Here is a 22,628-nt window from a genome sequence, read left to right as displayed (position 1 = left end):
ACATCGAGCGGCGAGCTCACGTCGGCCGCCAGCACACGGCCGAGCGCGTCGAGCGTGGCGACGGTCTCGGCGCCGGGCAACGGCTTCGCGGCATCGAGCAGCGCGGCGAGCGCCTCGGCGGTCGACAGCATCGGCGCACGCGGCGCCGCGGGATTCGGGTTCGACATCGATGGAATCGGGGATCGTTGGATTCAATACGTCATTGTAGCGACGCCGTCGCGCGGGCGCGCGATATGGCCGACATGCGGAAACTGTGATTCGCGCGAATGCGCCGGTCTGACACTTGTTTCGTCCGCGTTGTGACGACCGCTGCTTGGCAACTGCCAAACGAAACGGCCGGAACCCCGATCCGTTCGACGAATCGGCATTCCGGCCGTTGTGTGCAGCCGGGCCCGTGGCCCGGCCGTGCGTCATGCGCCCGTATGGGCCGCGATGAAGTCCTTCACCTGCTGTGCATCGGCATTCACGACCTCGAAACGCTGCGGCAGCGCCTCGAGCCCGTCGAATGCGGCCGGCCGCTCGGCTTCGCGATCGAGTGCTTCGCGAATCGTCTCGCCGAACTTGATCGGCTGCGCCGTCTCGAGCACGACCATCGGCACGCCGGCGTCGAGATGCTCGCGCGCGACCTTCACGCCGTCGGCCGTATGCGTATCGATCATCGTGTCGTAGCGCGAGAACACGTCGCGGATCGTCGCGATGCGGTCCGTGTGGCTGCTGCGGCCCGACACGAAACCGAACTCGGCGACACGCGAGAAATCGCCGCTTGCCGCGAGATCGAAGCCGCCCTTCTCCTCGACGTCGCGGAACAGCTGCATCACGCGTGCCGGATCGCGGCCGAGCAGGTCGAACACGAAGCGCTCGAAGTTCGACGCCTTCGAGATGTCCATGCTCGGGCTGCTCGTATGATAGGTGTTCTCGGCGCTGCGCACGCGATACGCGCCCGTGCGGAAGAACTCGTCGAGCACGTCGTTCTCGTTGGTCGCGACCACGAGCTTCGCGATCGGCAGCCCCATCATCCGCGCGATGTGACCTGCGCAGACATTGCCGAAGTTGCCCGACGGCACCGTGAACGACACGCGCTCGGCGTTGGATTGCGTGGCCGCGAAGTAGCCCTTGAAGTAGTACACGACCTGCGCGACGACGCGCGCCCAGTTGATCGAGTTGACCGTGCCGATCTTCTGCTGCGCCTTGAACGCGTGATCGTTCGACACGGCCTTCACGATGTCCTGGCAATCGTCGAACACGCCTTCGACCGCGAGGTTGAAGATGTTCGGGTCCTGCAGACTGAACATCTGGGCCGTCTGGAACGCGCTCATCTTCTTGTGCGGCGACAGCATGAACACGCGCACGCCGGCCTTGCCGCGCATCGCGTATTCGGCCGCGCTGCCCGTGTCGCCGGACGTCGCGCCGAGAATGTTCAGCGTCTGCCCGTGCTTCGCGAGCGTGTACTCGAACAGGTTGCCGAGCAGCTGCATCGCCATGTCCTTGAACGCGAGCGTCGGGCCGTTCGACAGTTCGAGCAGCGAGATCGGCGCGCCGTTCTCGGTGCCGAGCGTCTTCAGCGGCGTGATGTCGGACGCGTTCTCGCCATGGCGCGTGTTGCGGTACACGTCGGCCGTGTACGTGCGACGCGTGATCGCGCGCAGGTCGTCGGCCGGCACGTCGTCGCAGAACTTCGACAGGATCTCGAACGCGAGATCCGCATACGACAGCGTGCGCCAGCGTGCGAGCTCGTCGGCGGACACCGTCGGATACTCGGCCGGCAGGTAGAGCCCGCCGTCCTTCGCGAGACCGCCGAGCAGGATGTCGGAGAACGTGTGGCGCTCGCCGATGCCGGCGCCGCGCGTGGAGATGTAATTCATGTCGTCCTCAGCTCAGTTCAGCGCTTCCATGCGCAGCTTCGTCACCTTCGATACCACCGTCGCGAGGCTCTCGATCTGCGCGATCGCCGCATTCACGTTCTTCTCGACCGTGACGTGCGTGATCAGGATGATGTCGGTTTCGCCCTTCGCGTCGTCGATCTGCTCCGATTCCTTCTGCAGCAGCGCGTCGATCGAGATGCCCGATGCGGCGAGGATGCGCGTGATGTCGGCCAGCACGCCGGTTTGATCGGCGACGCGCAGGCGCAGGTAGTAGCCGCTCGTCACTTCTTCGATCGGCAGGATCGGCGTGTTCGACAGGCTGTCCGGCTGGAACGCGAGGTGCGGCACGCGATGCTCCGGGTCCGCCGTGTGCAGGCGCGTGACGTCGACGAGATCCGCGACCACGGCCGATGCGGTCGGCTCCGCGCCCGCGCCCTTGCCGTAGTACAGCGTCGTGCCGACCGCGTCGCCATGCACGACGACCGCGTTCATCGCGCCCTCGACGTTCGCGAGCAGACGCTTCTCCGGGATCAGCGTCGGATGCACGCGCAGCTCGATGCCGTTTTCGGCGCGGCGCGTGATGCCGAGCAGCTTGATCCGGTAGCCGAGTTCTTCCGCGTAGCGGATGTCGGTCGCGTCGAGCTTGCTGATGCCCTCGACGTACGCGCGCTCGAACTGCACCGGCACGCCGAACGCGATCGCGCTCATGATCGTCGCCTTGTGCGCGGCGTCGACGCCTTCGATGTCGAAGGTCGGATCGGCTTCCGCGTAGCCGAGCTCCTGCGCGGCCTTCAGCGCGGTCGCAAAGTCGAGCCCGCGATCGCGCATTTCCGACAGGATGTAGTTGGTCGTGCCGTTGATGATGCCCGCGATGTACTGGATGCGGTTCGCGGTCAGGCCTTCGCGCAGCGCCTTGATGATCGGGATGCCGCCGGCGACGGCTGCCTCGAACGCGACCATCACGCCCTTCGCGCGCGCGGCCTCGAAGATCTCGGTGCCGTGCACCGCGAGCAGCGCCTTGTTGGCCGTCACGACGTGCTTGCCGTTCGCGATCGCGCGCAGCACGAGCTCGCGCGCGATGCCCGTGCCGCCAATCATCTCGGCGATGATCGCGATCGACGGATCATCGACGACTGCGTTGAAATCGTCGGTGATCTGCGCGGCGCCGGCGTCGCCGCCGAGCGCAGCCAGCGCCTTGGCCGGGTTGCGCACCGCAATGCGCGTCACCTCGATGCCGCGCCCCGCGCGTCGCTTGATTTCTTCCTGGTTGCGGCCCAGCACCGTGAAGGTGCCGCTGCCTACCGTGCCGAAGCCCAACAGGCCAACTTTGATCGGTTCCATGCTGCGTGTGATCGATGAGTAAGAAATAGTGAGAGCCGTGTGGTCGTGCCGCTCAGGCCGAATGGCGCTTGCGGTAGCCGTCGAGGAAGCGTGCGATCCGGTTGATCGAATCGGTCAGGTCGTCGAGGTTCGGCAGGAAGACCACGCGGAAGTGATCCGGCGTCGTCCAGTTGAAGCCCGTGCCCTGTACGAGCAATACGCGCTCCTCGAGCAGCAGGTCGAGAATGAACTGCTGGTCGTTCTGGATCGGATAAAGCTTCGGGTCGAGGCGCGGGAACATGTACAGCGCGGCCTGCGGCTTCACGCAGGTCACGCCCGGGATCGACGTGAGCATGTCGTACGCGAGCTCGCGCTGCTTGTACAGGCGCCCGCTCGGCACGATCAGCTCGTTGATGCTCTGGTAGCCGCCGAGCGCCGTCTGGATCGCGAACTGCCCAGGCACGTTCGCGCACAGGCGCATCGACGACAGGATGCCGAGCCCCTCGAGGTAGTCCTTCGCGCGCCGGCGGTTGTCGCCGCCGAGGCCCGACACGGCCATCCAGCCCGCGCGGTAGCCGCACGAGCGATAGCTCTTCGACAGGCTGTTGAACGTGACGGTAATCACGTCCTCCGACAGCGAGCCCAGCGCCGTGTGCTCGAGGCCGTCGTAGACGATCTTGTCGTACACCTCGTCGGCGAACACGATCAGCCCGTGCTCGCGCGCGATCGCGAGCAGCTCGAGCAGCAATTCGTCTGAATAAAGCGCACCCGTGGGGTTGTTCGGGTTGATCACGACGATCGCCTTCGTGTTCGGCGTGATCTTGCGGCGAATGTCGTCGAGATCCGGCATCCACGCGTTCTGCTCGTCGCAGATGTAATGCACCGGCGTGCCGCCCGACAAGCTGACCGCCGCCGTCCACAGCGGGTAGTCGGGGGCCGGCAGCAGCACTTCGTCGCCGTCGTTCAAGAGCCCCTGGGTCGCCATCACGATCAGCTCGGACGCGCCGTTGCCGATGTAGATGTCGTCGAGGCCGACGCCCACGACGCCCTTTTCCTGCGTGTAGTGCATCACGGCCTTGCGCGCCGAGAACACGCCCTTCGAATCCGAATAGCCGGACGACGTCGGCAGGTTGCGGATCATGTCCTGGATGATCTCGTCCGGCGCGTCGAAACCGAACGGCGCGAGATTGCCGATGTTCAGCTTGATGATGCGGTGGCCTTCTTCCTCGAGGCGCTTCGCGTGCTCGAGCACCGGGCCACGGATGTCGTAGCAGACGTTGAGCAGCTTGTTCGACTTCTGAATCGGTTTCACGACGACACGGTTCCTGGGTTGGCCTCGCGGCCGGGGGGACGGGATCAAAACTGGAAAGCGGCCGGTCTGTGCGCGCTGTCTAGACTGGGAAAATGCGGGCGGTCGGGCGCGGCTTGTGGCGACGCGCGACGCAAGTGGCGCCCGGGGGCGACCAAAAAGTTATAATTTAGCGGATTTTGGCTGACTTTCGCAATGCACCATAGCCGCGCCGGGCCCGCGCCGTCAGGCGTCCCGCGTGCTCAGGCAAGCGAAACCGGCCATCCGGGCCCGTGTGGCCCTGCGACACATTCCCCTACGGAACCGCGGAATACCGATTTGAAACTGCACCAGGACGCGAGCGGCGCGCTCAACACCGTCACCGGCTACGGCCCCGATTATGTCGACGTCAATCTCGAACGCCACGAAACGAGCGTCATCGTGCTGCCCGGCGCGCCGGTCCAGGCATGGCCCGTGTCGTCGTTCGACGCGCTCGCGCCCGAGCATTTCGCGATGCTGCTCGACCCGACACCCGAACTCGTGATCTTCGGCAGCGGCGCGCGGCTGCGCTTCCCGCACCCGCGGCTGGTCGCGGCGCTCACGGCCAAGCGGATCGGCGTCGAGACGATGGATTTCCAGGCCGCCTGCCGCACCTACAACATCCTGATGGCCGAGGGCCGCAAAGTCGCCGCCGCGCTCTTAATTGAACGTTAATCCCCGATGCGGTAAAACTCGGGCCGGCGCAGCGGGTCGATCCCCCGGATCTGCCCGGCCAGGCCGCCCGCCCCCGGCGCAACCCGCCGGCGGCCCGTCACAATAACCAACAGGCTGAAAATCCATGAACGATACGCCGTCGAGGCTACCGCTCAATCGCATCACGCTCGTCCTCCTCGTCGTCGCACTCGCGATCGTCTGGTTCGCGCCGCTCGGGCTGCGCCACCTGATCCCGAGCGACGAAGGCCGCTATGCGGAAATGGCGCGCGAGATGTTCGTCACCGGCGACTGGATCACGCCGCGCTACAACGGCTACAAGTATTTCGAGAAGCCGCCGCTGCAGACCTGGCTGAATGCGCTCACGTTCGCGTGGTTCGGCATCGGCGAATGGCAGGCGCGCCTCTACACGGCCGTCGCGAGCTTCGCAGGCATCCTGCTGGTCGGCTACACCGGCGCGCGCCTGTTCAACCCGCTGTCGGGCTTCCTCGCCGCCGTGGTGCTCGCGTCGTCGCCGTACTGGAACCTGATGGGCCACTTCAACGCGCTCGACATGGGGCTCGCGTTCTGGATGTCGCTGTCGCTGTGCTCGCTGCTGCTCGCGCAGCGGCCCGGGCTGCGCCCGGCCGCGGCACGCGGCTGGATGTGGGCGTGCTGGGGCGCGATGGCGTTCGCGGTGCTGTCGAAGGGCCTCGTCGGCCTGATCCTGCCCGGCGCCGTGCTCGTGCTCTACACGCTGATCGCACGCGACTGGGCGCTGTGGAAGCGCCTGTACCTGGTGAGCGGCCTCGTGATCTTCTTCGCGATCGTCACGCCGTGGTTCGTGCTCGTCCAGCAGCGCAACCCCGAGTTCTTCAACTTCTTCTTCATCGTCCAGCAGTTCCGCCGGTACCTGACCCCGGAACAGAACCGCCCGGGCCCGCTCTACTACTTCGTGCCCGTGCTGCTGGTCGGCTTCCTGCCGTGGCTGTCGGTCGCATGGCAGAGCCTCCGCCATGCACTGCGGATGCCGCGCCAGCCGAACGGCTTCTCGCCGATGCTCGTGCTGCTGATCTGGAGCGCATTCATCTTCCTGTTCTTCAGCGCGTCGCATTCGAAGCTGATCTCGTACGTGCTGCCGGTCGCGCCGGCGCTCGCGCTGATCATCGGCGCGTACCTGCCGCTGATGAGCGCCGACCGGTTCCGCCGCCACCTGCTCGGCTACCTCGTATTCCTCGTCGTCGCGGCGTTCGGGATCATCTTCCTTGCATACCAGGGCGATGCCCGCACGCCGAACGCGCTGTATCGCGCGTTCCAGATGTGGCTGTACGCGGGCCTCGCAGTCGCAGCCGTGCTGACGCTCGCGGCCGCCTGGCTGAACCGCCGCACGGGCGTCGCCGCCGCGCTCGCCGCGTTCGGCGCCGCCTGGCTCGCGTTCGGCACGATCGGCGGCACCGGTCACGACGAATTCGGCCGCTACAGCTCGGGCGCGCTGCTCGCGCCGGCGGTGCGCGCCGAACTGGCGAAACTGCCGGCCGACACGCCGTTCTACTCGATCGAGATGCTCGATCACACGTTCCCGTTCTATATGGGCCACACGACGATCATGGTCCAGCGCCAGGACGAGCTCGCGTTCGGGATCTCGATGGAGCCGAACAAGTGGATTCCGACCGTCGACGAGTGGATCACGCGCTGGAAGCAGGAAACCCATGCGCTCGCGATCATGCCGCCCGGCCAGTACGACACCCTGGTCAAGCAAGGCGTGCCGATGCGCGTGATTGCACGCGACAACCGCCGCGTGATCGTCGAGAAACCGCAATCGTAAGGACGCCCGCCGCATGAATCCCGTTTCGTTCGTCTGCATCATCACCGGCGTGATGCTCAACGCCTGTGCGCAACTTCTGCTGAAAGCCGGCGTCAACGCCGTTGGACACTTCGAATTCAGCCGTGCGAACATCATCCCGGTCGGCCTGAAGATCGCGACCCAATTGCCGATCATCGGCGGCCTCGGCTGCTACGTGCTGAGCGTCGTGGTCTGGATCGTCGGGCTGTCGCGGGTCGACGTGTCGATCGCGTACCCGATGCTGTCGCTCGGCTACGTCGTCAACGCGTTCGCGGCCTGGTACCTGTTCGGTGAAGTGCTGTCGGTCCAGCGGCTCGTCGGCATCGGCATCATCCTGATCGGCGTGCTGGTGCTCGCACGCAGCTGAGCACGCCGCGCCGCGCGCGTTAAGCGTCCGCCTACAAAAAATCACGGTGCGATTCCGCCAACCGGTGTTTAATGCCGGTTTCGGCCGGGATCGCCCGACCCTTTTATTACACGCCATTACAGGCCAACGCGTACATGAGCCAGACTACCGCTCCGTTTCTGCCGTTCACCCGCCCCGAGATCGATGAGGAAACCATCCAGGGCGTCGTCGAAGTGCTGCGCTCGGGCTGGATCACCACCGGCCCGCAGAGCCAGAAATTCGAAGCGGCGCTGTCCGAGTACTGCGGCGGCCGTCCGGTCCGCGCGTTCAATTCGGGCACGTGCACGCTGGAGATCGGCCTGCGCATCGCGGGCGTCGGTGCCGGCGACGAGGTGATCACGACGCCGGCGTCGTGGGTCTCGACCAGCAACGTGATCATCGAGACGGGCGCGACGCCCGTGTTCGCCGACATCGATCCCGTCACGCGCAACATCGACCTCGACAAGCTCGAGCAGGCGATCACGCCGCGCACGAAGGCGATCATCCCCGTGTTCCTGTCCGGCCTGCCGGTCGACATGGACCGCCTGTACGCGATCGCACGCGCACACAAGCTGCGCGTGATCGAGGATGCGGCGCAGGCATTCGGTTCGACGTGGAACGGCAAGCGCATCGGCGCGATCGGCGACATCGTGTCGTTCAGCTTCCACGCGAACAAGAACCTGACGACGATCGAAGGCGGCGCACTCGTGCTGAACAACGAGGAAGAAGCGACGCTCGCGCAGAAGTACCGGCTGCAGGGCATCACGCGCACGGGCTTCGACGGGATGGACTGCGACGTGCTCGGCGGCAAGTACAACCTGACCGACGTCGCCGCACGCGTCGGCCTCGGCCAGTTGCCGCACCTCGAACGCTTCACCGCGCAGCGCAGCGCGCTCGCGCGCGCCTATTTCGCCGCGTTCGACGGCAGCGCGGCCGTGAAGCTCGGCGTCGGCCTGCCGGTTGCCGACTTCGAGAACAGCAACTGGCACATGTTCCTGATCACGCTGCCGCTCGAGCGGCTGACGATCACGCGCGCCGAGTTCATGGCGCAACTGAAGGAACGCGGTATCGGCACGGGCATCCACTACCCGGCGATCCATCTTTTCACGCTGTACCGTGCACGCGGCTTCAAGGAGGGCATGTTCCCCCACGCCGAGCGGTACGGTGCGTCGACCGTCACGCTGCCGCTCTTCACGCAGATGTCGGAAGGCGACGTGCGTCGCGTGGTCGACGCCATCAACCAGATTTGCGAACAATACGGAAAATAAGCGTACATGAGTCACCTTGAAGCACGCGCCGGGCATCCGGTCGCCGGGCAGCCGGAAGTATCGATCATCATCCCCGTGTACAACGAGGAAGACGGCCTCGCTGCGCTGTTCGCGCGGCTGTATCCGGCGCTCGACGCACTCGACACGTCGTACGAAGTGATCCTGATCAACGACGGCAGCCGCGACCGCTCGGCCGCGATGCTCGCCGATCAGTTCCACGTACGCCCCGACACGACGCGCATCGTGCTGCTCAACGGCAACTACGGCCAGCACATGGCGATCCTCGCCGGCTTCGCGCAATCGCGCGGCGAAATCGTCATCACGCTCGACGCCGACCTGCAGAACCCGCCCGAGGAAATCGGCAAGCTGATCGCGAAGATGCGCGAGGGCTACGACTACGTCGGCTCGATCCGCAAGCAGCGCCAGGACAGCCTGTGGCGGCGCAAGGCGTCGCAGATGATGAACCGTCTGCGCGAGCGCATCACGCGCATCAAGATGACCGACCAGGGCTGCATGCTGCGCGCCTACAGCCGCCGCATCATCGACACGATCAACGTGTGCGGCGAAGTCAACACGTTCATCCCCGCACTCGCGTACACGTTCGCGCAGAACCCGACCGAAATCGAGGTCGCGCACGAGGAGCGCTTTGCCGGCGAATCGAAGTACTCGCTGTACAGCCTGATCCGGCTGAACTTCGACCTCGTGACGGGCTTCTCGGTCGTGCCGCTGCAGTGGCTGTCGTTCATCGGCGTGATCCTGTCGATCGGCTCCGCCGCGCTGTTCGTGCTGCTGCTCGTACGACGCTTCATCGTCGGCGCGGAAGTGCAAGGCGTGTTCACGCTGTTCGCCATCACGTTCTTCCTGCTCGGCGTGATCATCTTCGCGCTCGGCCTGCTCGGCGAATACGTCGGCCGCATCTACCAGCAGGTGCGTGCACGTCCGCGCTACCTGATCCAGGCCGTGCTCGAACAGCATGACGGCGTGCCGGCGGTGCCGGCCGGCGTGAACCGCTCGGGAGCCGCGCAATGAAGCCGCGCGCAGTCGTCTTCGCGTATCACAACGTCGGCGTGCGGTGCCTGCAGGTGCTGCTCGCGCGCGGTGTCGACGTCGCACTCGTCGTCACGCACGAGGACAACCCGAACGAGAACATCTGGTTCGGCAGCGTCGCGTCCGTCGCGGCCGAGCACGGCATTCCGGTGCTCACGCCGGCGGATCCCGCCGATCCGGCGCTGCGCCGCGCGGTTTCCGACGCGCAGCCGGACTTCATCTTCTCGTTCTACTACCGGCACATGCTGCCGGTGGACCTGCTCGCGATCGCGCCGAAGGGTGCGTACAACATGCACGGGTCGCTGCTGCCGAAATACCGGGGTCGGGTACCGACCAACTGGGCGGTGCTGAACGGCGAAACCGAAACCGGCGCGACGCTGCACGAGATGGCCGCGAAGCCCGACGCGGGCGCGATCATCGGCCAGACCGCGGTGCCGATCCTGCCGGACGACACGGCCACGCAGGTGTTCGACAAGGTCACGGTGGCCGCCGAGCAGACGCTCTGGCGCGTGCTGCCCGCGCTGCTCGCGGGCGAGGCGCCGCACCTGCCGAACGATCTCGCAACCGGCAGCTACTACGGCGGGCGCAAGCCCGAGGACGGCCGCGTCGACTGGTCGAAACCGGCCGCGCAGGTCTACAACCTGGTGCGCGCGGTCGCGCCCCCGTATCCGGGCGCGTTCACGGACGTCGACGGCACGCGTTTCGTGATCGCGCGCGCGCGCCTGGCGGCGCCCGGCAGCGCGGCAGCGGCCGCCGCGGCAGATTTGCCGCCCGGCCTGCACGTAAGCGATAATGCGCTATTCGGCGTCTGCGGCGACAGCCGCGCCCTATCCATTCTCGAGCTGTGGCAGCAGCGGGACGGCAGCGAAACCGTCGTGACGCCCGCGGAATTCGCGCAGTTCATTCATTCTTCCCGTCATTCATGAAAGCAAAAAAAGTCCTGATCCTGGGTGTGAACGGCTTCATCGGCCATCACCTGTCGAAGCGCATTCTTGAAACCACCGATTGGGAAGTGTTCGGCATGGACATGCAGACCGATCGGCTGGGTGACCTCGTCAACCACGAGCGGATGCATTTCTTCGAAGGCGACATCACGATCAACAAGGAGTGGGTCGAGTATCACGTGAAGAAGTGCGACGTGATCCTGCCGCTCGTCGCGATCGCGACGCCCGCCACCTACGTCCAGCAGCCGCTGCGCGTGTTCGAACTCGACTTCGAGGCGAACCTGCCGATCGTGCGTTCGGCCGTCAAGTACGGCAAGCACCTCGTGTTCCCGTCGACCTCCGAGGTTTACGGCATGTGCTCGGACGAGCAGTTCGACCCGGATGCATCGGCCCTCACCTACGGCCCGATCAACAAGCCGCGCTGGATCTACGCGTGCTCGAAGCAGCTGATGGACCGCGTGATCTGGGGTTACGGCATGGAAGGCCTGAACTTCACGCTGTTCCGTCCGTTCAACTGGATCGGCCCGGGCCTCGATTCGATCTACACGCCGAAGGAAGGCAGCTCGCGCGTGGTCACGCAGTTCCTCGGCCACATCGTGCGCGGCGAGAACATCAGCCTCGTCGACGGCGGCTCGCAGAAGCGCGCGTTCACCGACATCGGCGACGGCATCAGCGCGCTGATGAAGATCATCGAGAACAAGGACGGCGTCGCGTCGGGCAAGATCTACAACATCGGGAATCCGAAGAACAACTTCTCGGTTCGCGAACTCGCGCACAAGATGCTCGAACTGGCGGCAGAATTCCCCGAGTACGCCGATTCGGCCAAGCAGGTGAAGCTCGTCGAAACGACGTCCGGCGCCTACTACGGCAACGGCTACCAGGACGTGCAGAACCGCGTGCCGAAGATCGACAACACGATGCAGGAACTCAGCTGGGCGCCGCAAGCGACGTTCGACGACGCACTGCGCAACATCTTCGAGGCGTATCGCGGCCACGTCGCCGACGCGCGCGCGCTCGTCGAGCAGCAAGGCTGATCGGGACGTTCGCTTGGCTCGCATCGTCCTCAAGATCGACGTCGACACGCTGCGCGGCACGCGCGAAGGCGTGCCGAACCTCGCGCGCATCTTCGACCGCTTCAGTGCACGCGCGACCTTCCTCTTCAGCCTCGGGCCCGATCACACGGGCTGGGCGCTGCGGCGCGTGTTCCGCCCGGGCTTCCTGAAGAAAGTGTCGCGCACGTCGGTGGTCGAGCACTACGGCGTGAAGCAGCTGATGTACGGCGTGCTGCTGCCGGGCCCCGACATCGGCCGCCGTGCGATCGCCGACATGCGCGCGATCCACGAGGCCGGCTTCGAATGCGGGATCCACACGTGGGATCACGTGTACTGGCAGGACAACGTCCGCGTGCGCGATCGCGACTGGACCGCGCGTGAAATGCAGAAGAGTCACGCGCGCTTCATCGAGGTCTTCGGCGCGCCGCCCGTCACGCACGGCGCGGCCGGCTGGCAGATGAACGATTCCGCATTCGAGCAGATCGACGCATGGGGGATGCGCTACGCATCCGACGGCCGCGGCCATTCGCCGTACCTGCCCGTCGTCAACGGCCGCACGCTGTCGCACGTGCAGATGCCCACCACGCTGCCGACGCTCGACGAAGTGCTCGGCATCGACGGCGTCGACACGCACAACGTCGCCGCGCACATCCTCAAGTTCACCGAAACCAATCCGCACGACCAGGTGTTCACGCTGCACGCGGAACTGGAAGGCCAGAAGCTCGCGCCCGTGTTCGAGCAACTGCTCGCCGGCTGGCGTGCGCAAGGCCACACGTTTGCGACGATGGGCGACTACCACGCGACGCTGGACCGCGACTCGCTGCCATCGTACCCTGTCACGTGGGGCGAAATCCCCGGCCGCTCCGGCGAACTGATCGTCCAGCCCGACTGAGTTCGCACGAGCCGGCGTCGCCCGCCGCGCCCTTGCGGCGCGCTGCCGCGACGCCCCGCCGAACCGCGCCGCCGCAGCGGCGCCTTTCCATAACAACAGGAGAAACACGTGTCCGTCGAAGTTGACCGTCAAGTTCCCGATTTCACCGCACCGGCCACGGGCGGCGACATTTCGCTGTCCGACCTGAAGGGCAAGAAACTCGTGCTGTACTTCTATCCGAAGGACAACACGCCGGGCTGCACGACCGAAGGGCTGCAGTTCCGCGATCTCTATCCGAAGTTCAAGAAAGCCGGTGCGGAAGTCATCGGCGTGTCGCGCGACAGCCTGCGCTCGCATGACAATTTCAAGGCAAAGCTCGAACTGCCGTTCCCGCTGATTTCCGATGCCGACGAAGCGCTGTGCGCGCTGTTCGATGTCATCAAGATGAAGAAAATGTATGGCAAGGAAGTGCGCGGAATCGAGCGCTCGACGTTCCTGATCGACGCCGACGGCGTGCTTCGCCAGGCATGGCGCGGCATCAAGGTACCGGGTCATGTGGACGACGTGCTAAGTGCTGTACAAGCGCTTTGAGGCGCGTTATATTGGGCCGCAATGAATGCCAGTTCGCCCCATATTTCTCGTAGCTGCGCCGGTGCTCGTTGCGATGCTTGCCGGCACCTGACGCGCATTACGACGGTATCAGCCGAGCCGCATGCCTCTATCGACGGGGCAGCGGCTTTTTTTATGGATTGCGCGCCGGCCCTCGGTCCGGCCCTCACCGCGTCAAGGAGCTGATCGACACTTAGGCGAACCGGCTAGACGAACTTCCTGTGCGCCACCGCGCGCAAACTGCATGCGTCTACGTCACGCAGGATGCGATCAGCGGCGCACGCCATGCGACACGATTCCTCCCGAGGGACACCATGCCTTTGCCTACTCCCCCCAGCAAGCTCGGCAGCCTGCTGCCGCCCGACGAATACAAGGCGAAAGCGCGGCCCGCGAAAGCCGCGAAGAAATCCGCCGAAGGGGACGCATCCACAGCCGGTGACTTTGGTCCGGCGAGCGTGGCCCAACCGATGACCGAAGCCGCGAACACGGCAGCGCCACTGCGCGCCGTCGCGTCTTCGACGCAAGATGCCGCAAGCACACCCGCACGTGGCCGCAAGACGAAACAGACGGCTGCACTGCTGCAGCCGATGCCGGCGGCCGCCGAACCCGCGGCACCGGTCGTCGCGCGCAACGACAAACCGGCTGCCGACAAACCGGCCGCCGCACCCGCGCGCGATACCGGCGCCGCGACGAAGTCGCGCAGCCGCAAGCCCGCCGAAGCCGAACTGCAGAAACTGTTCGTGCTCGACACCAACGTGCTGATGCACGACCCGAGCAGCCTCTTCCGCTTCGAGGAACACGACGTCTATCTGCCGATGATGACGCTCGAGGAACTCGACAACCACAAGAAGGGGATGTCCGAAGTCGCGCGCAACGCACGCCAGGTCAGCCGCACGCTCGACGCGCTCGTCGCCGATGCCGGCGCGATCACGGCCGGCATTCCGCTGTCGCGCCTCGGCAGCCGCGAGGCGCTCGGCCGCCTGTACTTCCAGACCAAGCTCGCGGACATCGCGCCCGTCGAAGGCTTGCCCGAAGGCAAGGCCGACAACCAGATCCTCGGCGTCGTGCGCGCACTGCAGCGCGACCGGCCCGATCGCCAGGTCGTGCTGGTGTCGAAAGACATCAACATGCGGATCAAGGCGCACGCGCTCGGCCTGCCGGCGGAAGACTACTTCAACGACCAGGTGCTCGAGGATTCGGATCTCCTCTACACCGGCGTACGCGAACTGCCGCAGGACTTCTGGACCAAGCATGCGAAGGGCATGGAGAGCTGGCAGGACACGAAGACGGGCACCACGTACTACCGCGTGACCGGCCCGCTCGTCGCGTCGATGCTCGTCAACGAGTTCGTCTATCTCGAGCCGCAGAACGGCGAGCCGACGTTCCATGCGATCGTCCGCGAACTGAACGGCAAGACGGCGCTGCTGCAGACGCTGCGCGACTACAGCCACCACAAGAACAATGTGTGGGGCATCACCGCGCGCAACCGCGAGCAGAATTTCGCGCTGAACCTGCTGATGAACCCCGAGATCGACTTCGTCACGCTGCTCGGCCAGGCCGGCACCGGCAAGACGCTCGTCGCGCTCGCGGCCGGCCTCGCGCAGGTGCTCGACGACAAGCGCTACAACGAGATCATCGTGACGCGCGCGACCGTGCCCGTCGGCGAGGACATCGGTTTCCTGCCGGGCACCGAGGAAGAGAAGATGCAGCCGTGGATGGGTGCATTCGACGACAACCTCGAAGTGCTGCAGAAGACCGACGACGCTGCCGGCGAATGGGGTCGTGCCGCGACGCAGGAACTGATCCGTTCGCGCCTGAAGGTGAAGAGCATGAACTTCATGCGCGGCCGTACGTTCGTCGACAAGTACCTGATCATCGACGAGGCGCAGAACCTGACGCCGAAGCAGATGAAGACGCTCGTCACGCGCGCGGGCCCGGGCACGAAGATCGTGTGCCTCGGCAACATCGCGCAGATCGATACGCCTTACCTGACCGAAGGCAGCTCGGGTCTCACGTACGTCGTCGACCGCTTCAAGGGCTGGGGCCACAGCGGCCACGTGACGCTCGCACGCGGCGAACGCTCGCGACTCGCCGACTACGCGTCGGACATCCTGTAACGCGACAGGCCGGCCCGTCGGCCGACTTCGACGCAACGCATCGCGGCGCTCCTTTCCGGAGCGCCGTTTTTATTTGGGGTCGAAAACGCAAGTAACACATCGTCACGCAACAACCCGGTTTACGCGCGAAACTTCAAGTAAATTCTCAAGAATGGTTGCTTAAGCCCCGTCGGAGCGTCTACCATCGGGTCTGTCTGTTGTCATACGATTCGCGAGCGCGCTGCGCTTGCCCGCCTTGCCATGCTTCGAATCTGGGTTCCCGTTGCTGTCGTTTCACTGCTTGCGGCCTGCTCCAGCGTGCCGCCGCAGTCGGCATCGCGCCCCGCCTCGGGCATGAAGATCACGACGCCGCGCGCGTTCCCCGCCCCCGCCAATTTCCCGAAGTTCGTCGATCACAGCGTCGGCCAGGAAGAAATCTCGATCCAGGCAATGAGCCTCGTCGGCGTCCCGTATCGCTGGGGCGGCAATACCCCGACCAGCGGCTTCGACTGCAGCGGGCTCGTGCGCTACGTGATCGGCCGTGCGGCCGACGTGAACCTGCCGCGCACGACGGCCGACATGAGCGGCCGCGGCGTGTCGATCGAGCCCGACCAGGTCGCGCCAGGCGACCTGATCTTCTTCAATACGACCGGGCGGCCGCATTCGCACGTCGGCATCTACGTCGGCAAGCTGCGCTTCGTCAACGCGCCGTCGACGGGCGGCACCGTGCGGCTCGACTACCTGACGAACCCTTACTGGGCCAAGCGTTTCGACGGCATTCGCCGCGTCGCGCCGCCGCGCGGGGCGCCTACGCCGTTCGATGCGCCGACCTACGAGGCGAAGCGTGACGAGCCGCGCAACGCGCCGGCCGTTGCGCCCGCTCCCGTGGTCGTGACTGCCGCCGCCGCACCGCGACAGCCAACTTATGCGCCGCCGCAAGCGGCCGCAACCCAGGCACCCGCACCGGCCATGCCGGCCCCGCAGGTCGTATCGACCGCAGCGGTCGCCCCCGCAGCCCCGTCGGCCGACCCGTATGAACCGCCGCCGTCGCGGATACAGGCGGCCCAGCAGCAGGCAACGTCCGCGAATGACGGTACGGGAAGCGCCGCCATGACGGCGAATGCCGCGCCGGCCGGCCAAGCTGAAACTGGCACACGGATTCCGACGACGGCGCTGACTGCCGCCCAGGCTGCCGCTTTCGATGCGGAACCGCCGCCCGCCACCGCGGCGGCGTCACCGCGCAGTGTCGAGCCCGCCCCCGTTCAGGTACTGCGTGCGTCGACCCAATCCGCACCCGTCAGCCCGCGCACCGCCACCGCTGACGATCCGATCGCCCGGTTCGCGAACGGAAGTTACTAGCCCGCTTCGCCCTCGCCTGCGGCCACCCGCGACCGCAGCCGCCCTTCGCCGCACATTCCCGCACCTCCAAAAGAAAATGCGCCGCAGCCTTTCGGCTTGCGGCGCATTTCGTGTCCGTTCGACAGTATCGTATCGGCGATCAGAAGATCTGGTGACCCAGCCACCACCCACCGGCCGCGAATAGCGCAGCCGCGGGCAGTGTCAGCACCCATGCCCACACGATGTTGCCGGCCACACCCCAGCGCACGGCCGACAGCTTCTGCGTCGCGCCGACGCCGACGATCGCGCCGGTGATCGTGTGTGTGGTCGACACCGGAATGCCGAGGAACGATGCGAGGAACAGCGTCATCGCACCACCGGTTTCCGCACAGAAGCCACCGACCGGCTTGAGCTTCGTGATCTTCTGACCCATCGTGCGCACGATGCGCCAGCCGCCGAACAGCGTGCCGAGGCCCATCGACAGGTAGCACGCGCCGATCACCCACGCCGGCGGCGCATCGGCGGTCGCCGACGCATAGCCCGACGCGATCAGCAACATCCAGATGATGCCGATCGTCTTCTGCGCGTCGTTGCCGCCGTGGCCGAGGCTGTACAGCCCGGCCGACAGCAGCTGCAGCCGGCGGAAGCGCCGGTCGACCTTGCTGGGCGCGGTGCGGAAATACAGCCACGACACGCCGAGCATGAACAGCGAGCCGAGAATGAAACCGAGCAGCGGCGAGATGAAGATGAACGCGATGGTCTTCAGCAGCCCGTCGATGTTCAGCGAACTCCAGCCCGACTTGGCAAGTGCGGCGCCGACCAGGCCGCCGATCAGCGCATGCGACGAGCTCGACGGAATCCCGTAGTACCACGTGATCACGTTCCAGCCGATCGCACCGACCAGCGCACCGAACACGACGTAGTGGTCGACGATCTCGGGATCGATCGTGCCTTTACCGACGGTCTGCGCGACTTTCAGGTGGAAGATGAAATACGCGATGACGTTGAACGCCGCCGCGAACACGACGGCCTGCTGGGGCTTCAGCACCCCGGTGGACACGACGGTGGCGATCGAGTTCGCCGCGTCGTGAAAGCCGTTCATGAAGTCGAATACGAGCGCGACGAGCACCAGCGTCGCGACCATCCATAGGGCAAGTTGTATCGAATGCATCGTGGTCCGCTCAGGCGTTTTCCAGCACGATGCCTTCGATGATGTTCGCGACGTCCTCGCACTTGTCGGTGATCTCTTCGAGCAGCTCGTAGATCGCCTTCAGCTTGATGAGCGTCTTCACGTCGTCTTCCTCGCGGAACAGCTTCGACATTGCCGCGCGCAGCACGCGATCGGCCTCCGACTCCCATCGGTCGATCTCCTCGCACTGCTTGAGGATCTGCGCCGATTGCTTCATGTCGGACAGCAACCCGACCGCCTGCTGAACGTGCTGGGCCGACTGCGTGACGATGTGCGCGAGCTGGCTCGCTTCCGACGTGACGGCACGTACGTCGTACAGCGACACGGCGGTCGCGACGTCTTCCATCAGGTCGAGGATGTCGTCCATCGTCGTGATCAGCTTGTGGATCTCGTCGCGATCGAGCGGCGTGATGAAAGTCTTGTGCAGAAGATCGATCGCCTCGTGCGTGAGCTTGTCGGCGGCCTTCTCGGCGGTCTGCACGTTTTGCTTGTGAATCTCGGCGTCGGCGAGATTGTCGATCAGCAGTTCGAGCTCGCGGCCACCGGAAACGATGTGCTTCGCGTGCGCGTTGAAGAGTTCAAAGAACTTGCCCTCGGTGGGCATGAATCGACCGAACATGGGATTCCTGAGAGATTGTCAAACTACTGTCACGAAAACGGGCGACATTGTACCGTTATTCGGTCGTGCCGCGACGCGCGCACATGCGCGCGCCGGGATTGGATACAACGTTTGGCGATTTAGGGCTTTACAAACCGGCGTTACTCGCCGTAGAACGTCTGCGCCCCTGCAAAGTTGTCGAACTTCGTGTATTGCCCCAGGAACGTGAGCCGAACGGGGCCGATCGGACCGTTACGCTGCTTGCCGATGATGATCTCGGCGGTGCCCTTGTCGGGGCTGTCCGGGTTGTAAACTTCGTCACGGTAGATGAACAGGATCACGTCCGCGTCCTGTTCGATTGCGCCCGATTCGCGCAAATCCGACATCACCGGACGCTTGTTCGGACGCTGTTCAAGGCCGCGGTTCAGCTGCGACAGCGCGATCACCGGCACATCCAGCTCCTTCGCGAGACTCTTCAGCGATCGCGAGATTTCCGAGATTTCGGTCGCGCGGTTCTCGCCCTGCGACGAACCCGACATCAGCTGCAGGTAGTCGACGATGATCAGGCCGAGCTTGCCGCATTGCCGCGCAAGACGCCGCGCGCGCGAGCGCAATTCCATCGGATTCAGGCCGCCCGTTTCGTCGATGAAGAGCTGCGCCTCGCTCATCTTCTGCACGGCGTGCGTCAGTTTCGGCCAATCCTCGTCCGTCAGGCGGCCTGTCCGCATCCGGTGCTGGTCGAGCCGGCCGATCGAGCCGAGCATACGCATCACGAGCTGGGTGCCCGGCATTTCCATCGAGAACACCGCGACCGGCAGCCCGTACTCGACCGCCACGTATTCGCCGATGTTCATCGAGAACGCCGTCTTACCCATCGACGGACGCCCTGCGACGATGATCAGTTCGCCGCCGTGCATCCCGGACGTCATCCGGTCGAGGTCGACGAAGCCCGTCGGCGTGCCCGTGACGTCGCTCGGGTTCGCCGTGTGGTACAGCGTATCGATGCGCTCGACGACCTGCGTGAGCAGCGGACCGATCTCGAGGAAGCCCTGGTTGCCGCGCGCGCCGTCTTCGGCGATCGAGAACACCTTCGACTCGGCCTCGTCGAGCAGCTGGCGGACTTCCTTGCCCTGCGGGTTGAACGCATCGGCCGAGATTTCGTCGGCGACCGACACGAGCCGGCGCAGCACCGCGCGGTCACGCACGATTTCCGCATAGCGACGGATGTTCGCCGCGCTCGGCGTGTTCTGTGCGAGGGCGTTCAGGTACGCAAGGCCGCCGACGTCGTCGGCCTTGCCGGACGTGGTCAGCGCTTCGTACACGGTCACGACGTCGGCCGGGCGCGTCGACGCGATCAGGCGGCCGATGTGCTCGTAGATGATCCGGTGGTCATAGCGATAGAAGTCGCCCTGCGACAGGAAGTCGGCAATCCGGTCCCAGGCCGCGTTGTCGAGCAACAGGCCGCCGAGCACCGACTGCTCGGCTTCGACCGAATGCGGCGGGACTTTCAGCGATTCGATTTGAGGATCTTGCGGCGCGTTCATGGGTTGGGATTATCGCGAATTACACAGGACGGCGCCATACCGGCCACCAGCGAGCAGGCAATAAAAAAGGCAGGCCCCGGTTGCCCGGGCGCCTGCCCTTGTCCGGACGGCGGAAGCCGCCCGGAAAGCTTGCGTACGCTTACGCGTGGTCGCCGATCACGTTGATCGTGACGTCGACGACGACGTCCGTATGCAGCGCGACCTGGACGTTGTGCTCGCCGATCATCTTCAGCGGGCCTTCCGGCATGCGAACTTGCAGCTTCTCGACTTCGAAACCTGCCTTCTTCAGCAGTTCCGCGACGTCGCCGTTCGTGACCGAGCCGAACAGACGGCCGTCAACGCCCGACTTCTGCGTGACTTCGAACGATTGGCCGTTCAGCTTCTCGCCGACTGCCTGCGATGCTGCCAGCTTTTCAGCGGCGATCTTTTCGAGTTCAGCGCGGCGAACTTCGAATTCGGCGATCGCTTCCTTCGTTGCACGGCGAGCCTTGCGGTTCGGGATCAGGAAGTTGCGAGCGTAACCGTCCTTGACCTTGACGATGTCGCCGAGGTTACCCAGATTGGCGACTTTTTCCAACAGAATGATTTGCATTCGAATTCTCCTTATTGCGTCGCCTGATTACGCCTTGTGCTGATCGGTGTACGGCAGCAGCGCGAGGAAACGCGCACGCTTGATTGCCGTATCCAGCTGACGCTGATAGTGCGCCTTCGTACCCGTCAGACGAGCCGGCGTGATCTTGCCGTTTTCGCCGATGAAGTCCTTCAGCGTATCCGTGTCCTTGTAGTCGATCTGCTCGACGCCTGCAGCCGTGAAACGGCAGAACTTCTTGCGCTTGAAGAGCGGGTTTTGTTGCTGACGACGCTTGTCGAATTTCTTACCAGTCGGGCGGGGCATGATTTCAGTCCTTTCCAATGTCCTGCAATGCTGTGATGTGAAACACCAAGGTTCTCGCGTTGCGGCTTTTCTTTGCCAGGAAGCCCGTGAACAGCGTTTCGACGCCCATTTCACGACTCTCCAGCCTGCCGCTCGCCTCACCGGCCGCCACCGCCTCGATCGTCATTTCGACCTGACGGGGAATGCCTGCTTCGACGACTTCCGTGCGGTGATGCAATGTGGCGCTTGCGATCGGAACACCTGCCGGCGTATATCGCACCGGTGCGCGTTCGACGACGCTCGCCGTCAATTGCAACCTGTTCACGTGAGTGACGCGCTCCTTGATGGCTTAATGAATGACGAACTTAAGCCTGCGCTTCGGTCGGCTGAGCTGCAGCCGCCTTCTTGGCTTCTTCGCGCTGAACTTCCTTCATCATCGGCGACGGGCCGGTTTCGGCCTTCTTCATCTTGACGATGAGGTGGCGCAGCACGGCGTCGTTGAACTTGAACGCGTGTTCGAGTTCGTCGAGCGTCGTCTGGTCGCACTCGATGTTCATGCAGACGTAGTGAGCCTTCGCGAGTTTCTCGATCATGTAGGCCAGTTGGCGACGGCCCCAGTCTTCGACGCGGTGGATCTGACCGCCGTGCGAAGCGATCGTGGTCTTGTAACGCTCGATCATCGCGGGCACTTGCTCGCTTTGATCGGGGTGCACGATGAATACGATTTCGTAATGACGCATTACACACTCCTTGTGGATTAAAGCCACCCGGGCGTCTGAACCGGTGTGGCAAGTGAGAAGCCGAAGATTCTAACCCGGATACGGGGCGCATGCAAGGCCAATCGACAATTCGCGCGCGGATTCGGCCGTGTTTTCAACGACTTGAAGGGGCGAGTCCGGGCAGGCGGGCCGCCCTTCCGTCTCTTTTCCAGTCAGGGTCGAAACAGGAGCACGCGGCGGGCCCGCAGCCCGCCGTCGCGTCGTTACTCGGTGCGCGTGCCGCCGAGCCGAGTGTCGAGTGCGGTCCTGAACGCCGCGAGCGCCGACGGTTCGGCGTCGGTCACGGCCCACCAGGTCATCCCGGCCGCATCCCAGCGGTCGAGCGCATAGCCCTGCGACACCGTCGCGTACGGCGTGCCCGGCCCTTCCCCGGCCGGCCGCACGTAGACGTCGATCACGTGCTGCCGGTAACGGTAGACGAGCACCGCGACGCGACGCCGCCCGACGTAGTCGAGCCGGCCGCCGACCAGCGCGAAGCCGTTGGCCGCGAGATCCTCGACCGGCGGCGAATAGTCGATCCGGCCGTTGAACCACGGCTTGACGGTGTGCCGATCGGTCGAGATCACGTCGATGTCGCGCGCCGACAGGTCGGCCCGCACGTGGCTCGACACGAGCTCGTCGATCGTGCGGTCGGTATCGGCGTGACGCGCCGACAATGCCATCCCGCCCGCCGCGGCAACCGCCACCAGCAGCGCGACACCCCAGCCGAGGCCGGGCAGCGCGGCGACCCGCGGCCCCGTACCGGACGACGCCGGGCGTGCCGACCCGCCTTGATCGGTCAGCCACGAGAACCAGCGACGGCCACGCGGCCGCGGCTGTAACCGCGGTTCGGGCTGCGGCTCCGCCCGCGCCGGCTCGCGCACGGGCGCATCGGCCGCAGCCGCGGCCGGCAGGCTCGCGAGAATGCTGGCCCGCAACGCATCCGGCGCACGGTGATAGTCGGCCTGGCGCACGGCCTGCACCAGCGTGACGATCCGCGCGCGTTCCCGGCGGCACGCTTCGCACCCTTCGACATGCTGCTGGACCCGCAA

22 protein-coding genes and 2 pseudogenes are annotated in these 22,628 nt (G+C 65.2%); 11 read left to right on the top strand and 13 right to left on the bottom strand.

From position 1 onward, the window contains the following. The 4 genes and pseudogenes from G3N99_RS13600 to G3N99_RS13585 all read right to left on the bottom strand — a co-directional run. Window positions 1-167, bottom strand: a pseudogene (locus G3N99_RS13600) (molybdopterin molybdenumtransferase MoeA); the annotation flags it as partial. A gap of 243 nt (window positions 168-410) precedes the next feature. Next, window positions 411-1,862, bottom strand: coding sequence for a threonine synthase (thrC, locus tag G3N99_RS13595; RefSeq protein WP_206122627.1), 1,452 nt, complete (start codon window positions 1,860-1,862; stop codon window positions 411-413). A 12-nt stretch (window positions 1,863-1,874) separates the two neighbouring features. After that, window positions 1,875-3,203, bottom strand: coding sequence for a homoserine dehydrogenase (locus tag G3N99_RS13590; RefSeq protein ID WP_174941129.1), 1,329 nt, complete (start codon window positions 3,201-3,203; stop codon window positions 1,875-1,877). Window positions 3,204-3,255: 52 nt separating this feature from the next. After that, window positions 3,256-4,494, bottom strand: coding sequence for a pyridoxal phosphate-dependent aminotransferase (locus tag G3N99_RS13585; RefSeq protein ID WP_174941131.1), 1,239 nt, complete (start codon window positions 4,492-4,494; stop codon window positions 3,256-3,258). Between the two features lie 315 nt (window positions 4,495-4,809). Here G3N99_RS13585 and G3N99_RS13580 point away from each other — a divergent pair, with 315 nt between their 5' ends. The 9 genes from G3N99_RS13580 to G3N99_RS13540 all read left to right on the top strand — a co-directional run bounded on the left by G3N99_RS13580 (window position 4,810) and on the right by G3N99_RS13540 (window position 13,161). Continuing rightward, window positions 4,810-5,184, top strand: a complete 375-nt coding sequence (locus G3N99_RS13580; RefSeq protein WP_041492864.1) for an Mth938-like domain-containing protein — start codon at window positions 4,810-4,812, stop codon at window positions 5,182-5,184. A 124-nt stretch (window positions 5,185-5,308) separates the two neighbouring features. Continuing rightward, a complete protein-coding gene (locus G3N99_RS13575; protein ID WP_174941133.1) occupies window positions 5,309-6,985 on the top strand; it encodes a glycosyltransferase family 39 protein in 1,677 nt (558 codons plus the stop codon). A 13-nt stretch (window positions 6,986-6,998) separates the two neighbouring features. Next, a complete protein-coding gene (locus G3N99_RS13570) occupies window positions 6,999-7,370 on the top strand; it encodes an EamA family transporter (RefSeq protein WP_011352303.1) in 372 nt (123 codons plus the stop codon). A gap of 134 nt (window positions 7,371-7,504) precedes the next feature. Continuing rightward, window positions 7,505-8,656, top strand: a complete 1,152-nt coding sequence (locus tag G3N99_RS13565) for a DegT/DnrJ/EryC1/StrS aminotransferase family protein (protein WP_206122626.1) — start codon at window positions 7,505-7,507, stop codon at window positions 8,654-8,656. 6 nt (window positions 8,657-8,662) lie between these two features. After that, window positions 8,663-9,685 carry a glycosyltransferase gene (locus G3N99_RS13560; protein ID WP_174941137.1) on the top strand — a complete coding sequence of 341 codons (1,023 nt, stop codon included), beginning with the start codon at window positions 8,663-8,665 and terminating at the stop codon, window positions 9,683-9,685. Next, entirely contained in the window at window positions 9,682-10,629 is a 948-nt protein-coding gene (locus tag G3N99_RS13555) for a formyltransferase (protein ID WP_174945948.1), read from the top strand. The genes G3N99_RS13560 and G3N99_RS13555 overlap by 4 nt, the downstream gene beginning before the upstream one ends. Beyond that, on the top strand, window positions 10,626-11,681 hold the full coding sequence (locus tag G3N99_RS13550; RefSeq protein WP_174941139.1) for a bifunctional UDP-4-keto-pentose/UDP-xylose synthase: 1,056 nt from the start codon (window positions 10,626-10,628) through the stop codon (window positions 11,679-11,681). Before G3N99_RS13555 ends, G3N99_RS13550 begins: the two co-directional genes overlap by 4 nt. Window positions 11,682-11,694: 13 nt before the next feature. Next, complete coding sequence (locus tag G3N99_RS13545; RefSeq protein WP_089445789.1) at window positions 11,695-12,591, top strand: polysaccharide deacetylase family protein; 897 nt, start codon at window positions 11,695-11,697, stop codon at window positions 12,589-12,591. Between the two features lie 108 nt (window positions 12,592-12,699). Further along, a complete protein-coding gene (locus G3N99_RS13540; RefSeq protein ID WP_006756046.1) occupies window positions 12,700-13,161 on the top strand; it encodes a peroxiredoxin in 462 nt (153 codons plus the stop codon). Between the two features lie 192 nt (window positions 13,162-13,353). Here the strand turns inward: G3N99_RS13540 and G3N99_RS41855 are convergent. Further along, window positions 13,354-13,598, bottom strand: a pseudogene (locus tag G3N99_RS41855) (hypothetical protein); the annotation flags it as partial. Here G3N99_RS41855 and G3N99_RS13535 point away from each other — a divergent pair. Together G3N99_RS13535 and G3N99_RS13530 are read left to right on the top strand one after the other, a co-directional pair. Then, window positions 13,494-15,296, top strand: coding sequence for a PhoH family protein (locus G3N99_RS13535; RefSeq protein WP_174941141.1), 1,803 nt, complete (start codon window positions 13,494-13,496; stop codon window positions 15,294-15,296). The pseudogene G3N99_RS41855 and the gene G3N99_RS13535 overlap by 105 nt on opposite strands. A 240-nt stretch (window positions 15,297-15,536) precedes the next feature. Then, a complete protein-coding gene (locus tag G3N99_RS13530; RefSeq protein WP_206122625.1) occupies window positions 15,537-16,634 on the top strand; it encodes a C40 family peptidase in 1,098 nt (365 codons plus the stop codon). Window positions 16,635-16,773: 139 nt separating this feature from the next. Here G3N99_RS13530 and G3N99_RS13525 read toward each other — a convergent pair whose 3' ends face one another. From G3N99_RS13525 to G3N99_RS13490, 8 genes are all read right to left on the bottom strand, one after another. Beyond that, a complete protein-coding gene (locus G3N99_RS13525) occupies window positions 16,774-17,784 on the bottom strand; it encodes an inorganic phosphate transporter (protein ID WP_011352311.1) in 1,011 nt (336 codons plus the stop codon). Window positions 17,785-17,794: 10 nt separating this feature from the next. Continuing rightward, entirely contained in the window at window positions 17,795-18,421 is a 627-nt protein-coding gene (locus tag G3N99_RS13520) for a DUF47 domain-containing protein (RefSeq protein ID WP_096503051.1), read from the bottom strand. A 140-nt stretch (window positions 18,422-18,561) separates the two neighbouring features. Beyond that, complete coding sequence (locus tag G3N99_RS13515; protein WP_011352313.1) at window positions 18,562-19,944, bottom strand: replicative DNA helicase; 1,383 nt, start codon at window positions 19,942-19,944, stop codon at window positions 18,562-18,564. Window positions 19,945-20,083: 139 nt separating this feature from the next. Then, window positions 20,084-20,536 carry a 50S ribosomal protein L9 gene (gene rplI / locus G3N99_RS13510; protein WP_124498629.1) on the bottom strand — a complete coding sequence of 151 codons (453 nt, stop codon included), beginning with the start codon at window positions 20,534-20,536 and terminating at the stop codon, window positions 20,084-20,086. A gap of 27 nt (window positions 20,537-20,563) precedes the next feature. Then, entirely contained in the window at window positions 20,564-20,839 is a 276-nt protein-coding gene (gene rpsR / locus G3N99_RS13505) for a 30S ribosomal protein S18 (protein ID WP_174941147.1), read from the bottom strand. 4 nt (window positions 20,840-20,843) lie between these two features. Then, window positions 20,844-21,143, bottom strand: coding sequence for a primosomal replication protein N (gene priB, locus G3N99_RS13500; RefSeq protein ID WP_011657069.1), 300 nt, complete (start codon window positions 21,141-21,143; stop codon window positions 20,844-20,846). A 40-nt stretch (window positions 21,144-21,183) separates the two neighbouring features. Further along, window positions 21,184-21,558 (bottom strand): 30S ribosomal protein S6, encoded by a 375-nt coding sequence (gene rpsF, locus G3N99_RS13495; RefSeq protein WP_174914751.1) that lies wholly within the window; start codon window positions 21,556-21,558, stop codon window positions 21,184-21,186. A 242-nt stretch (window positions 21,559-21,800) separates the two neighbouring features. Beyond that, a partial coding sequence (locus G3N99_RS13490; protein WP_206122624.1) for an anti-sigma factor occupies window positions 21,801-22,628 on the bottom strand: 828 nt, incomplete at its 5' end.

It is taken from the genome of Burkholderia sp. Ac-20392 (assembly GCF_017104585.1).
Lineage (GTDB): Bacteria > Pseudomonadota > Gammaproteobacteria > Burkholderiales > Burkholderiaceae > Burkholderia > Burkholderia lata.
The sequence above is the reverse complement of the archived record's forward strand: the minus strand, read 5'-3'. Positions and strand labels throughout refer to the sequence as shown.

Bases quoted from the DNA above. Each gene is read 5' to 3' on its own strand.
- rpsF (WP_174914751.1), bottom strand. From the start codon at position 21,558: ATGCGTCATTACGAAATCGTATTCATCGTGCACCCCGATCAAAGCGAG.
- G3N99_RS13550 (WP_174941139.1), top strand. From the start codon at position 10,626: ATGAAAGCAAAAAAAGTCCTGATCCTGGGTGTGAACGGCTTCATCGGC.
- G3N99_RS13525 (WP_011352311.1), bottom strand. From the start codon at position 17,784: ATGCATTCGATACAACTTGCCCTATGGATGGTCGCGACGCTGGTGCTC.
- G3N99_RS13520 (WP_096503051.1), bottom strand. From the start codon at position 18,421: ATGTTCGGTCGATTCATGCCCACCGAGGGCAAGTTCTTTGAACTCTTC.
- thrC (WP_206122627.1), bottom strand. From the start codon at position 1,862: ATGAATTACATCTCCACGCGCGGCGCCGGCATCGGCGAGCGCCACACG.
- G3N99_RS13565 (WP_206122626.1), top strand. From the start codon at position 7,505: ATGAGCCAGACTACCGCTCCGTTTCTGCCGTTCACCCGCCCCGAGATC.
- G3N99_RS13570 (WP_011352303.1), top strand. From the start codon at position 6,999: ATGAATCCCGTTTCGTTCGTCTGCATCATCACCGGCGTGATGCTCAAC.
- G3N99_RS13590 (WP_174941129.1), bottom strand. From the start codon at position 3,203: ATGGAACCGATCAAAGTTGGCCTGTTGGGCTTCGGCACGGTAGGCAGC.
- G3N99_RS13575 (WP_174941133.1), top strand. From the start codon at position 5,309: ATGAACGATACGCCGTCGAGGCTACCGCTCAATCGCATCACGCTCGTC.
- G3N99_RS13535 (WP_174941141.1), top strand. From the start codon at position 13,494: ATGCCTTTGCCTACTCCCCCCAGCAAGCTCGGCAGCCTGCTGCCGCCC.
- rpsR (WP_174941147.1), bottom strand. From the start codon at position 20,839: ATGCCCCGCCCGACTGGTAAGAAATTCGACAAGCGTCGTCAGCAACAA.
- G3N99_RS13530 (WP_206122625.1), top strand. From the start codon at position 15,537: ATGCTTCGAATCTGGGTTCCCGTTGCTGTCGTTTCACTGCTTGCGGCC.
- G3N99_RS13555 (WP_174945948.1), top strand. From the start codon at position 9,682: ATGAAGCCGCGCGCAGTCGTCTTCGCGTATCACAACGTCGGCGTGCGG.
- G3N99_RS13560 (WP_174941137.1), top strand. From the start codon at position 8,663: ATGAGTCACCTTGAAGCACGCGCCGGGCATCCGGTCGCCGGGCAGCCG.
- G3N99_RS13515 (WP_011352313.1), bottom strand. From the start codon at position 19,944: ATGAACGCGCCGCAAGATCCTCAAATCGAATCGCTGAAAGTCCCGCCG.
- rplI (WP_124498629.1), bottom strand. From the start codon at position 20,536: ATGCAAATCATTCTGTTGGAAAAAGTCGCCAATCTGGGTAACCTCGGC.